This is a genomic window from Flavobacterium sp. U410, assembly GCF_053570605.1.
Genome location: NZ_JBSEFI010000006.1, coordinates 43,295 through 56,281 on the forward strand (window position 1 = coordinate 43,295; position 12,987 = coordinate 56,281).

General features: G+C 28.9%; 17 protein-coding genes and 1 riboswitch. Of the genes, 1 reads left to right on the forward strand and 16 read right to left on the reverse strand.

What is annotated here, in order from left to right:
- Positions 1-8: 8 nt before the first annotated feature.
- Positions 9-422 carry an acyl-CoA thioesterase gene (locus tag ACUSJC_RS06070; protein WP_449268664.1) on the forward strand — a complete coding sequence of 138 codons (414 nt, stop codon included), beginning with the start codon at positions 9-11 and terminating at the stop codon, positions 420-422.
- An 11-nt stretch (positions 423-433) separates the two neighbouring features.
- Here the strand turns inward: ACUSJC_RS06070 and ACUSJC_RS06075 are convergent, their stop codons facing one another.
- The 16 genes from ACUSJC_RS06075 to ACUSJC_RS06150 all read right to left on the reverse strand — a co-directional run bounded on the left by ACUSJC_RS06075 (position 434) and on the right by ACUSJC_RS06150 (position 12,913).
- A complete protein-coding gene (locus ACUSJC_RS06075; protein WP_449268665.1) occupies positions 434-1,678 on the reverse strand; it encodes a mechanosensitive ion channel family protein in 1,245 nt (414 codons plus the stop codon).
- 3 nt (positions 1,679-1,681) lie between these two features.
- Positions 1,682-1,966, reverse strand: a complete 285-nt coding sequence (locus ACUSJC_RS06080) for a DUF3817 domain-containing protein (protein WP_449268666.1) — start codon at positions 1,964-1,966, stop codon at positions 1,682-1,684.
- Positions 1,963-2,574: a YqaA family protein gene (locus ACUSJC_RS06085; protein ID WP_449268667.1), complete on the reverse strand. Its 612-nt coding sequence runs from the start codon at positions 2,572-2,574 to the stop codon at positions 1,963-1,965. Before ACUSJC_RS06085 ends, ACUSJC_RS06080 begins: the two co-directional genes overlap by 4 nt.
- Before the next feature lie 117 nt (positions 2,575-2,691).
- Complete coding sequence (locus ACUSJC_RS06090) at positions 2,692-3,057, reverse strand: hypothetical protein (RefSeq protein ID WP_449268668.1); 366 nt, start codon at positions 3,055-3,057, stop codon at positions 2,692-2,694.
- A 298-nt stretch (positions 3,058-3,355) separates the two neighbouring features.
- Positions 3,356-4,663, reverse strand: a complete 1,308-nt coding sequence (locus ACUSJC_RS06095; protein ID WP_449268669.1) for a voltage-gated chloride channel family protein — start codon at positions 4,661-4,663, stop codon at positions 3,356-3,358.
- 30 nt (positions 4,664-4,693) lie between these two features.
- Positions 4,694-4,765, reverse strand: a riboswitch (Fluoride riboswitch).
- Between the two features lie 86 nt (positions 4,766-4,851).
- Positions 4,852-5,580, reverse strand: a complete 729-nt coding sequence (locus tag ACUSJC_RS06100; protein ID WP_449268670.1) for a DUF3667 domain-containing protein — start codon at positions 5,578-5,580, stop codon at positions 4,852-4,854.
- Positions 5,581-5,591: 11 nt separating this feature from the next.
- Positions 5,592-5,837, reverse strand: coding sequence for a hypothetical protein (locus ACUSJC_RS06105; RefSeq protein ID WP_449268671.1), 246 nt, complete (start codon positions 5,835-5,837; stop codon positions 5,592-5,594).
- Between the two features lie 212 nt (positions 5,838-6,049).
- Positions 6,050-6,736 carry a hypothetical protein gene (locus ACUSJC_RS06110; protein ID WP_449268672.1) on the reverse strand — a complete coding sequence of 229 codons (687 nt, stop codon included), beginning with the start codon at positions 6,734-6,736 and terminating at the stop codon, positions 6,050-6,052.
- Positions 6,737-6,838: 102 nt separating this feature from the next.
- Positions 6,839-7,270, reverse strand: coding sequence for a VOC family protein (locus ACUSJC_RS06115; RefSeq protein ID WP_449268673.1), 432 nt, complete (start codon positions 7,268-7,270; stop codon positions 6,839-6,841).
- A gap of 152 nt (positions 7,271-7,422) precedes the next feature.
- Positions 7,423-9,054, reverse strand: coding sequence for an alpha/beta fold hydrolase (locus ACUSJC_RS06120; RefSeq protein WP_449268674.1), 1,632 nt, complete (start codon positions 9,052-9,054; stop codon positions 7,423-7,425).
- Positions 9,055-9,249: 195 nt separating this feature from the next.
- Positions 9,250-9,999 carry a DUF4272 domain-containing protein gene (locus ACUSJC_RS06125; RefSeq protein ID WP_449268675.1) on the reverse strand — a complete coding sequence of 250 codons (750 nt, stop codon included), beginning with the start codon at positions 9,997-9,999 and terminating at the stop codon, positions 9,250-9,252.
- Between the two features lie 175 nt (positions 10,000-10,174).
- Entirely contained in the window at positions 10,175-10,609 is a 435-nt protein-coding gene (locus tag ACUSJC_RS06130; RefSeq protein ID WP_449268676.1) for a hypothetical protein, read from the reverse strand.
- A gap of 178 nt (positions 10,610-10,787) precedes the next feature.
- Positions 10,788-11,252, reverse strand: coding sequence for a GNAT family N-acetyltransferase (locus ACUSJC_RS06135; RefSeq protein ID WP_449268677.1), 465 nt, complete (start codon positions 11,250-11,252; stop codon positions 10,788-10,790).
- Positions 11,253-11,273: 21 nt separating this feature from the next.
- Positions 11,274-11,489 (reverse strand): hypothetical protein, encoded by a 216-nt coding sequence (locus tag ACUSJC_RS06140; RefSeq protein WP_449268678.1) that lies wholly within the window; start codon positions 11,487-11,489, stop codon positions 11,274-11,276.
- A gap of 83 nt (positions 11,490-11,572) precedes the next feature.
- Positions 11,573-12,142, reverse strand: coding sequence for a hypothetical protein (locus ACUSJC_RS06145; RefSeq protein WP_449268679.1), 570 nt, complete (start codon positions 12,140-12,142; stop codon positions 11,573-11,575).
- Positions 12,143-12,298: 156 nt separating this feature from the next.
- Positions 12,299-12,913, reverse strand: a complete 615-nt coding sequence (locus ACUSJC_RS06150; RefSeq protein WP_449268680.1) for a hypothetical protein — start codon at positions 12,911-12,913, stop codon at positions 12,299-12,301.
- Between the last annotated feature and the right edge of the window lie 74 nt (positions 12,914-12,987).

Sequence of the window (12,987 nt, forward strand, 5' to 3'; positions counted from 1 at the left end):
TGCAAAACATGAGATTTCACACCAGAAAATGGGTAAAACCGGAAGATTTAAACGCTAACGGAACATTATTCGGAGGAACATTATTAGCTTGGATTGATGAAGAAGCAGCTTTGTATTCTATTATTCAGTTGGAAAACTCAAAAGTGGTAACGAAATATATGAGTGAAATCAACTTTATGAGTTCGGCTAACCAAGGTGATATTGTAGAAATTGGTATTGAAGTCGTAAAATTTGGTACAACTTCATTGGTTTTAAAAAGCGAAGTGCGCAACAAAATGACTCGAGAAACTATTATTACCATTGATAATATCATCATGGTTAATTTAGGTCCTGATGGAAAACCGGCACCACACGGTAAAACCAAAATAGAATATGTAAAAGATAGACTAGAACAACAAAATGGAAACGGCAGCGAAATTTAAGCTGCCGTTTTTCATTGTTCTGAAGTAATTTCTGCGTTACTGATTTCTAGAATTTCCAAACCAAAATAGCGAACCGAAGCGATAATATGATCAAATAGATCCGCCATGATGTGTTCGTAATTTATCCAAGTTTTATCTTTAGAGAAACAATATACTTCCAGTGGAATTCCACGCTCGGTAATTTGTAAATAGCGAACCATAATAAGCATGTCTTTATTGATTCCCGGATGTTGTAAAATGTATTGGTTTACATATTTTCGGAATAATCCTAAATTTGTTAAGTTTCTTCCGTTAACAATCAATGACTTATCAATTTCATTATTAGCATTGTATTTATCAATATCTGATTGACGATGCTCAATATAGGAAGTCAAGTGCTGAATTCTTTTGAAATAATCCAATTCTTCTGTTTTCACGAAACGAACAGAACTTGGTTTTATTAAGACTTGTCTTTTAATACGTCGCCCATTAGAATTTATCATTCCGCGCCAATTACGAAAACTATCCGAAATTAAGCTATATGTTGGAATCGTTGTTGTGGTATTATCAAAATTTCGAACTTTTACGGTTGCCAAATTAATTTCAATCACATCACCATCGGCACCGAATTTCTCCATCGTAATCCAATCGCCAATTCGTACCATATCATTGGCTGAAACCGAAATACTGGCCACAAAACCTAAGATGGTATCGCGGAACATCAAGATAATAATCGCTGAAATAGAACCAAAAGTGGTTAAAAAAGCGGTTTTACTGATTTCGAACAAAATGGATAAAAAGGATATTATTCCAAAAGTCCACAAAAAAATCATTACTACCTGAATATAGCTATCGATGGGTTTATCGCTAAAACGAGGTTTTTCTTTTAAAAAATCTTTTAAGGAATTGAAAACACTTCGTATGATCCAAAGTGATAATAAGATGATGTAAATTTTAATACTTTTTTCGAAAAAACTTTCCCAAGAAGTAAAATCATTTAAAATAATGGGAACGGTTTTGTAAACAAAAAGTAAAGGAACCAAATGTGCTATGTATTTAGCTGTTTTATTGGCCACTAAAAAATCATCAAAAGTAGATTTTGTTCGTGCAGCTACAATAGCTAAACAAATAATCAGTATTTTTTTGAAAATATAATCTAGAATATAGGCAATTGTAATTAGTACAATAATATTGATTATCAAGTTCAAGTAGGTACTTAAACTTTGACCAAAGCCTAAATCCAGAAATAGATTTTCAGCCCAGTTGAATATTTTCATGTTTTATAATTCTGCTAAATATCGTTTTTCGATATAAAAAGTACCAAATGGTAAAACGGATGCAATACAAATAATGAAGTACTTTTTAAAATCCCAATTTCGTTCTATTTTAAACATTGTTGCTAAAGCTATATAAGCTAAAAACAATAAACCGTGAGCCATTCCAACCGGAAATAATAAGGATTTATACAAAGCCATATTAATAGGTTTCACAATTAACATGTTTGAAAACAATACAAGTAACGAAATTCCTTCTAAAAAGGCAACAATTTTAAATAATTTGATCATGATAAAGCAGAATATATTGCAAATCCATAAATTACGAAGCGTAATACACGTAGTGCTGCAAATGCAAAGAATTGTTTTTTAGAAAATTTAATCATTCCGGCTGCTAAACACGCCATAGCAAAAGGCAAAGGCAACAACGCACCAACCGCAATTAAGAAACCACCCCATTTTTGCATGTTACGAATGTGTTTTGACATGCGTCCTTCTAAATATTCATTAATTTTAGGAACTAATAATAGACTTCTTCCGTAAAAATAAGAGATCACACCACCTAAATAAGATAAAACTGCCAAGAAACTCAAATAGAGTAGTGGATGTTCGGTTGTTTTTGTCCAGGCAATAAAAATATCAGGGGGCAATAAGCCTAAAAAACTTTCGGAAGCAAAAAATAATGAAAAAATGAAAGTTTTGCTAAAATTTTGTGTCACATACAACAACATTTCAGTAATACTCATTACACGATAATTGATAAACACTAAAATACCAACAATAATCAATAATGGCATTATTGCTTTTTTAGTATTTTCCCATATAAAAGCATAAAAACCAGTATACTTATAATACTGATGTAATAATTGAGCTCTTGATTTTTTCTGTTGTTTTTGCATGATTTCTTTCAAATGATTGCAAATTTAACAACTAAATGTAAAAATGACGTTAAAAAATGTATAAAAAAATCGGTCTTTTGACCGATTATATTATGTAAAATAGAAATGTGTTTGATTTTAAAAAGCTAAAAACGCTGCGTTATAGGCTTTTAGATCTAAAAGATTGTTCTTTTTAGATAAATCAGCTAATAAAGAAAGAAAATATTCAAAGCTTTCTAAATCATTTTCATTTGAAAATTTTTCATTTTCTTCATCTTCAGCTTCAAATGGTTCGTCATCAGGAATACCAATTAAAAACGCTTGATTTGATTCTAAATGTTCGTAAGCTAAACGTAATGCTTTTGTAACAACCGGATTTTGTTCTTCAAGAGAATATTCACGAATTTTTTTTAATTCGTCAATAATTGTATCCACATCAAATTTATCTTGTAAAAGATCTTTTTGAATTTTCTCAATTAATTTCTGTGCGTATTTATTTTCCATGGTATAGTATTAATATGGGCTACAAAACTAAAATTAAATTAAGATTCTTGCAACGCTTTATTACATTTTTATTGTATTATTTTTGAACTATAATATACATTATGTAAAATAGAATATTTAATTACTCTTTATTTTAATCATTTTTACTTTATATTTTCCTTTTTTGCAATTTATTGTAACCTTATGGTTTAAGAATAAAACTTATTTTTTATAATCTCTTTTATATAAGCTATTCCTGAAAGTTTAGTTTCTTATTTCCAAATTTCTATTTTTGAAAAGTTTGAACTTTTATTTTCTATTAAAGTTCGTTTATGCGTTTTCCTTCATAATTAGAAAATCTCTTATTTTTAGGTTCTCCAATCATTTGTTTAACGTAAATACTTGTATGTCCTGATAATAAATAAGAAACAATACAAGCTATGGCTACATAAATACCACATTCTGCACCAAAAAGTTCAATGGCCATAATACTGCAAGCTATTGGTGTATTAGTCGCTCCGGCAAAAACAGCAACAAATCCCATTCCCGCCAAAAGCCCTGTCGGTAAAGGAATAAAATAACTTAAAGCATTTCCTAAAGTAGCTCCTATAAAAAATAAGGGAGTTACTTCTCCTCCTTTAAAACCTGCAGAGAGTGTAATTATTGTGAAGATCATTTTCAATGCAAAATCATATGCCGGCAATTGTTGGTCAAATGAATTGACAATGACAGGAATACCTAAACCGATATATTTTGTTGTTCCTATTAACCACACTGCTAAAGCCACTATGATTCCGCCAATTAATGGGCGTAAAGGCGGATATGAAATGTTTGATTTAAAGATATTTCCGGCTTTATGAATACCTTTGCTAAAGGTTGCTGCACACCATCCGAACAAGATACCGGCAGCAATTGCATAAATAATATTTAGGAAAGAAATATCAGGAATGCTATTTATATGATAGTGTGTATGATGGGCTTGCCAAAGCTTAGTAAACCAATCTGCAATAACTGCTGTTATAAAAGCCGGGAAAATAGCGTTGTAACGAATTCGTCCTACTAGAAAAAACTCTAATCCGAAGACAGCTCCTGCTAATGGTGTTCCAAATACAGAACCAAATCCTCCTGCAATTGCTGATATAATTAAAATAGTTCGATCTGATTCGGAAAGCTTAAAAGGTTTTGAAAATTGATCGGCAATAGCTCCGGCCATTTGTAAAGCCGTACCTTCACGTCCGGCAGAACCTCCGAAAAAGTGTGTTGCAATGGTTCCGATATAAACTAAAGGAGCCATTTTAAAAGGTATAATTTGCCTTGGTTGATGAATGGTATCTATTAAGAGATTGTTTCCTGCTTCGGCTTCTTTTCCCCAATGGTAATATACAAATCCAATCAAAAAACCACCTATAGGCAGTAAGGCTATTAACCATAAATGCTCTTCTCTAAAAAGAGTTGCCCAATTTAAAGAAATGAGAAAACCTGCTGAAGCACTTCCTATACAAAATCCTATAAATAAACTAATTAGTGTCCATTTGATGATATAAGGAATGGCTGGATAGTTTCTGAAGAATAGTTTAAATAGTAGCTCTTGTTTTTTGCTGAATGATCTTTGTTTATTTTTAGACATACTTTACCTGATTAAATTTATACAATATTTAATTAATCAGGTGTCATCAGCTTCTTTAAAAAGAGCGGTTGGGTAAGGAAGAACACCATTTCCTTTTGTCTGCTACAAATGTATAAAAATTAATTTGTGTATAAAAGTTTTATTTTCAGACTACTTCCCTCTTGTATTTTAAGGAAATAAATGAGACTCTATTTTTTAATTATTATATCGTAAAGGGTTCCTATTCCTATAATTAAAACTTGAAATGTTAACATTCCAAAGAAATAAGCAAGAAGTGCCTTAAAATAATTTTTCATCTTTTTTTCATAAAATTGTCCAATTGCCCACCCCATATATATAAAGACGATACTCGCAACGATTGTTTCGTTAATCATAAAAGTGTGAGGAAAAAACTTGTTTAGTAAAGGTTCTAATGAAAATATCAACATTCCTATTCCCATTATAAAAGAAATCTGTACAAAGGTTTCGTAAAAATTGTATTTATATTTTCTAAAAATGAATTTGGTACAAAGTGTAATCGGTAAAATCATTATGAGATTTGCATGTCCATAATTATTTTGTATCCAGTTTGCTATATGATAAACACTTGAATCTTGGTAGATGCTTTTTGACAAGTTAGAGTGTATTTCCTCTGTTTTCAGATAATGGGAAATGAAAGTATAGATTACAGATGTAAGAATAATAAATGTTATAGGCTTTGTTATTTTCTGTCTGTTTTGGTTTATGTATTCTGATATTACTTTTCCCGGTCTGATTATTAATTCTTTACAAGTAAAAATAAATCCTTTTTCATAACCTATAAAATTCAGGAATTCTTGAATTGCATACTTTTTATCAATTCTATGAAGTTCAACAACTTGTCCACAATTGCTACAATAATTCCCGGTAATAGTATGTCCGCAATTTTGACAATTCATTTTTTTTTGTATTATAAGTTTCTTTTTTTTAATTCCTCTTCTAAAGCTTTATAATTTTTACCGTTTTTAACGATGAGATACACAAAAAATAAAGGAAAAAAAGTAAAGAAACTAAAACCATTTTTTACTGCGCTATAAATCGTTACTCCTATCAAAACTCCGATAATTACGGCATTTATTATCAAATTAGATTTTGTCTTTTCTTTTTTATCTAATAATTCTTGATTCGTTAGTTCTGTCAATTCTTTTTCTTTCATCTTTGCTGTTTTTTATTATGATGTTATAAAAGACATAAATGAGTAAAAACAAATATAAAATAATTAATTGGGTATCTTCTCTCCTATCGCTTATAAATAATTAGAGTTAAAGTGCCGTTTATTATGTTTTTTATTTTCTATTCTATGTTATGAGAATCAAAAGGAAGATGTTTATCTGTAAGATAATTTTGTTTCCTTCATTAAAATTTATTTTAAAAGCCATAAACTTCAATTCTACTTTTATATTTTATTTTTTCTATTATCCATATTACTTCATAACTTCCTGCTCCGTCACTGTTTGAAGAATGAATGTATAAAATATCTTCTTTTTCATTATAATTTGCCTTTGAATTATATAAATTAGGTTCGAATAAATTTCTCAAAGCTACCTTAGGCAATTCTATTTTTATTTTATTAATTTCAATCTTTATTGATTTATATTCTTTTTTGGGAATATTTCCATCTGTTCCAAATATCTTAAAATCGTCAATTTTTTCTAGCTGTACAGAATTATCGTTAGAAAATATAAGCTTGTGTTTTTCTTTAGAGAATTCAGTCTCTATAATCTCAATTTTTACATTCTTATTCTCCATTTTTACTATTCCTTCAACATTTGTATTCAAAGGAATATTCATAAAATCTGTAATATATTTGATCCTATCTTTATAAATATAACCGTTTAATATTTTCCCTTCTTTCTTATAATCAATATTAATCCAGTTTCCTTCTGTTTCAAAAGAAAAAACTACAAATCCATTTTCTAATTTGTCGAAAATATTATCATCTTTTTTGGCAGAGCTTCTAACATTTACAAAGCCATCTGAATCTTGAATTATTCCAAACTGAGAAAAACAAAAATTATAATTTAAAATAAAAATTAAGTAAACTATTTTTCTCATAATAATGTTTTAAATTCAATCCGGTATTCTACAAAGCCAAAAAGCAGAATTAGTTTATATGACAAAAAATGTATAGGATTCGTTACTTTTCTTCGGTTCAATTTATCCGATATTTTTTGGATCAAACTCTACGATCCATTCAATACCATACTTGTCTCTAAACATTCCGAAATAAGTTCCCCAAGGGCTTTCTTTCATAGGTACTTCTATTTGTCCGTCTGCAGAGAGTCCATTAAATAGTTTGTAGGCTTCTTCTTTGTTTTCTGCGCTTATTGAAATTTTACTTCTATTCTCATTTTCATTGGTTCGCCCCATACTTTCCGGAACATCATTTGCTATTAAAAAGTTTTTTCCAATAGGTAAAGCTATGTGCATTATTTTATTGATCTCATTTTCCGGTATCTGGAATTCTGGACTTGATAGTTCTTTGAAACGGATAATTTTTGTAAACTCTCCGCCAAAAACGGATTTGTAAAACGTAAATGCTTCTTCTGCATTTCCATTGAAATTAATATGAGGATTAATCTGTGCCATTTTTTATAGTTGTTAATGAAGTCGGTATAGTATTATTTAAAGCATCTTTTACAATTACTAACTGTTGTTATTACAAATTAGTGATGCTTAACCCAGACCGAAATAACAAATATATATAATACTTTTGAATTTTAGAGCAATGAATGGTTGGATCAGTTTTGTAAAAAATCAATACTAATTTTATTAAGTTCATCGGGTTGTTCAAAAGGGATGTAATGGCTTGCGTTCAAAATTATTTTCAATTCGGAGCCTTTAATCAATCGATGGATCAGTTTTGTATGCTCTTCTTTAATTACATCGTTACTTCCTGCAAATACCAAAACAGGATTTTTTATTTTTTCAAGTTCATCAGGAGTTATGTGAGGATGGTTTAACATTAATCTTATCAACCGCTGATTTCCTTGTTGTTCAGATATTTGACTTTTAAAGGTGTTTATTAAATTTTCTTGGATACCATCAGGGTTCAAATTTGCTCCTATTGTTATCAATTTATTTACTTTTTCAGGATGTTTTGAATTGAATACTAAACCTGTGTTTCCACCATCACTCCAGCCCAATATATTTATTTTTTCTAAATTGAGATGTTGTATTATTCTCAACAAATCGGCAGCAAATAGTTTGTAAGTATAATCAGAAGTGGTTAAATCTGTACTTCTCCCCTGTCCTCTTGTATCTATGGCAATTACATTAAAATGCTTTGCTAACTCCGGAATTAGTTTATAAAAGTCGGAAATACTGCCGTTATTTCCATGAAGTAAAATTAACGGTTCTCCTTTACCGTAGGATTCATAGTAAATTTTAGCATCGCCTATGTCTATATATTTCCCGCTTTTATCTTTTCCGTAATTTGTTTTATTTGCTTTTTCTTTGTTTGTATAATAGTTGATTAAAGATTGTGTGTCAGCATCGTTTTGAGGTTGATTTTCATTTTCCCTTTCTTTTATTTCCTTTTCTCCACTTTTTTTAACGTAGGAAATAGCCAAGTTAGCAATAAAAACACCTTTGCTTTTTTCCCAATTTCCTTGATTTTGGTAACGGAACAGTAAATCATCTGTAATTGATTTCTTTGCCGAAATACCGAATACAAAATCGGTATTTTCTAAAGGTTTATAATTTACAAGTTGTAGTGTTACGGCTATTTGCTTTAAATCATCAAAAATTAATTCATAGGGAATTAAATCTATAGTCTGCCATCCCGTATTATTTGTTTTGTATATGATGTTTTCTGAAAGCAGTATTTTGTCCGGAATACCATCTTTTGCACTATACATATTTAGTTTTAAAGTGATTTCTTCAAATTTGGAGCTTGGGATGATATAAAAGCTATATGATTTTAATTTGGTTTTTTGATAAACATTGAAAATGTTTCCTTGCTCAATTGTGGGTACATTTTGATCAAACATTTTTGAAAAAGTAAGCATAGGTTTTGATTTTTGACCAATTACTTTGTCTTTCATCTTTGTTTGGTAAATAATAACCGGCGCAAGTGTAATAGATTTATATTCTAATACGACATTAGCGTCTTCTATTAATTCATCTTTACTTTTACTACTCTCTAAATAACCAATGGCACTGAAAATAATTTTTTCATTAATATCATTAGGAATAATTAATTTGTAATTTCCTTTTTCATCTGATATTGCACCAATATTTAAATTTTTAACTCCAATAGAGCAATATGGAATAGGTTCATTATTTTCATTTGTTACCATTCCACTAAGGGAAATTTGGGCATAATTATTACATGTAATTATAGAAAATACTAAACAAATAATTTTATACATATTTATAGATTTTAATATATAAACGAATATTTTTCCATAAAAGTTGTATCGTTCATATTTTTTATGATTGCAGTTAAAAGTGATTCTTGCCTATTCTAGAAAATGAATAGTTATTTGTAATAGGGCTTAGCTGAAATATCAATATTTTAAGAAATGAAATAATTAAATATTACAATATAAAACCATTAAAGACTCTTAAGTACTTAAATCTGTTTCATCCCAATCTATATCTTTTGAAACCATCCACGTTAATGAATGTCTTCTTTCGTGAATAACTCCACCATTCATTATTGGATCAAAATTCAATGGAACAGTTTTTCTTCCTAATTGGGCACTTCTTACTGCATTATGTAAACAATAAAACAAATCTTCTTTTTTAAGTACCATTTCTTCTGAAACTATTTTTTTAGTTTTTATCCATTCTTCAATTTTTTCATCTAAAGGACAAGTGAAATTCATTAATATTTCACTCATTTTTTCACCACTCATCATATTACCAAATATTTCTGGTTCATCATAACCGAAATACCAAGCTAAAGACCATGCATTTTCAAATTTCCAACCAATAGAATTTCTAGCATCTTCATCTTCTCTGGAGTTCATTAATATTAATTTCTCTTCCTCTGTTAAAAAAACTTCAAGTTCATTTGTTTTAATAAAATATTGAATCTTTTTATCTGGTAATTTATCCTTTGAAACCATAAGCCAAAGTACAATTGCTTTGATTGCATTTAATCTTTTTGCAATTTCAATTGAAGTACGAAGCTGCTTTTCAAATTCTGTTGGTAGTGAACTAGCTGGTTTAAAACCGTTTTTAAGACATATAGATAAAACATCTAACCTCGATTCTGTCATCCAAGGAATATTTTTATATTCATTTAATAATTGATTAGTCTCATTTGACTCATTCTTTTTACCAAATATATTTTTAAATACTCCTCCCATTCTATTTATCTTTAAAGTTAAGCTAACAATCCTAGGTAAATTATAGTATGCCTAAACAAGATTGGACTAAAACAAATATATATAAACTTTTAAATTTTCAGATAACTAGTGAAACAAACTTTGAAAGGTTTATTAAACCCAGTCGTGATTTATAGCTGATGTCAGTATTAGCCCTTTACCAACAATACCATGCTATTATTCTAATTCTTTCTGCTGAAAGATTTTTTAACTCCATAAACTTCTCAATTAATATGAAAAGCTTATACCAATCGCTTTCACTTTCTTGAACTATCGATTTCCAATTAAAAGTTCTAATTTCAGAATAAAGAAAGTGTGTAAAACCAAATTCTTCCTTTTTTAAATCATTTAATTTTAAGTATTTAATATCTTGGATTAAATCAAAACTTGGATTAACCGGGAATCCTTTATTTTTAGCAATATATTCTTCGTTTATATCTTCAAAATCCCTAGGATTACCAAATATTTTCCAATTTATTTTATCATTAAATTTAATAATTGAAGGTAGGTTCATCCATGTTTGCCAATTATTATCTTCAATATCAAAAGATAAATCAAGGTATTCTATTTTCCCTTCAATTGAAATAGACATAGTTTTTCTTTTAGAGTTAATGCTAACAATCCTCGGCTATAAAATTTTGGAGGAAATCCCAAACCGAGCGAGTCCAAATATAAAACAAACTTTTAGATTTTAAGAGACATGAACGAAATGAACTGATGAAAGAAACTTTGAAAGATGTATTAAACCCAGTCGTGATTTATAACTATTATTAGCTGTTGTTGTTCTCAATTTTTAATTCCATTATTGGTAAATATCTGTGCTTTATTGAACTTTCAAGTTGTCCAATTCTTTCAAAACCGAAAGTTTTATAAAAGTTTTCAGCATTTGGTTCAGCGTCAAGAGTTATTTTTTCAATATTTAATTGTTTAGTATTTCTTAGAAAATCATTCATCAATATTTTACCAAATCCTTTTCCGATAAATTCTGGAAGAATGAAAATATTATCAAGTTTTATAGTGTTTTCATTAACGAAAAAGTAAGAATAATATCCGATAACTTGGTTGTTTTCGACAAGTTTATAAACTTTATTTTGTTCAATATAGTCTCTTGTTATAGTTAATAAATGTTCCCATTCTTTCAAAACATCTTCCGAAAATCCCCAATATGCTTTAGACTTTTTTGTAATTATTGTCAATATTTCATTGTCTGTTATTTCCGCTTTAATTATTTCCATATTTGTACAATACACAAGTTTTTAATTGGTCAAAGCCTTAATATTTTTATTAACCCCATTGTTTTTTAACTCCAAACTTACTTTTTCAAAAGTTATATCTTTTATTTCATCCCATTTTATTTCTACAATTCCTAATTCAGTTACCTTTATGTGTGAAATATAACCTTTTGTAAATAATAGTAATCCAACTATTAAAGTTAATAAACTACCAATAATTGCAGGTAAAATATTTTTCAATATCATAAAACTTTTAAGTTCTGTTGTTAAATATTTATAAACCGGCGTTAGCCATTTCTTAAAACCTCTATTAGCAGAAGTTTCTAATCTAGTTCGGTTATATTGATTCTATCGAATAGCCTTCCTTTATTTGGAAAAAAATAAAAACCATCTTTCTCTTTTTCTCTAAATTTTTCTTCAGACTGTTCTTTAGATATCATCTTTAACGTATTATTTTCGTAAAAATATATACCTTCCTGTGTCGGTAATTTTTTATTCCAGTTTTTAGGAATCGAATCCGGACTGAATTTAATACCTTTTGTGTGAAAAGGAAATTTACCTTCTGTATAAAATTGAGAATAAACCCAAATACCATTCTTACGAAATTCACCATCTTCATCAATTATAAACGCAGGATAGTAAGAAAGTATTATTGAATCATTTTCCAATTCACAACCACTTTCAAAAAGATATAAGCGATTTGATTTAACTAAAAGTCTTGAATATTCATCATCGATGGTTTCACCGATTTTCATGACCAAAAGATTTGACTTATTTGTCAATGTATCTTGTACAGTGAATTTTTTAAAATCCTTATCACTAATTACTTTGTAAGCCTTATCACATGAGTATAAGAAGGATAGGATTGTTAAACAAAGGAGGATTTTTTTCATACGGTTTGTGAAATTTCTGCTAACATTTTTTAGGACTTTGCGATGATAAGAAAATCAAAGCATAAATTTGCAATTTTGGATAAAAGTTCAATTAAAGAATTGTAGTTGAACTTTGCAATTTCGCTCCACTATTACAAAATCCGTGTTATCAGCATATTATTTGACGTATTTTTTTCTGTCGTCTTCCCAAAATTTATCCATAATGGTTTTAATTTCTTCTGGTTTTCTCAACATTACACTTTCTCCATTTTCGTCTGTTGTAAAATGTCCTTTGAATGCTTCCGGCATTGCATCATATTGTTTGTTTACTTGCTCCAAGGTTTCTTTAAAACAGCTATATCCATATTTCTTCACTAAAAATGGTAAAGCATTTTTTCCTTTTAATAATTCGTATTCTTGGTAGTTATATGGTGTTGTTTCTTGCCTTTTTGCTAATGTTAGATTAAACTTTTCAAGCAGTTTAGCAATCTCTTTCTCTCCAATAAAATTTGAAAGTCCACGCAAAGCATAGATTTTCATATCTAAATATCGTTCTTTCTTGTACGCATTTGAAAAGAATTCCTTTAATGTCACAAAGTCAAAGTCATACAACAATTTTAAAATTTTATTTCTAATATCAAGTTGTTTTGTTGACTTGTAAATATTTGTCAAGTATTCGAAATTTTCAATACTAATTCCATTTTTGTCTAAACCCAATAGAGCATTTCGAAAGTCAATGTGTCTGTCGTTAATTTTTTGATCAGTTAGTATTTCGGGAAAGTTGTTTATCATAGCGTGTCATGTAAATATTGCTGATAACGTTTTTGGGCTTTGCGTTCGGGCTGGTTTAGGAGCATAAAGTTTCA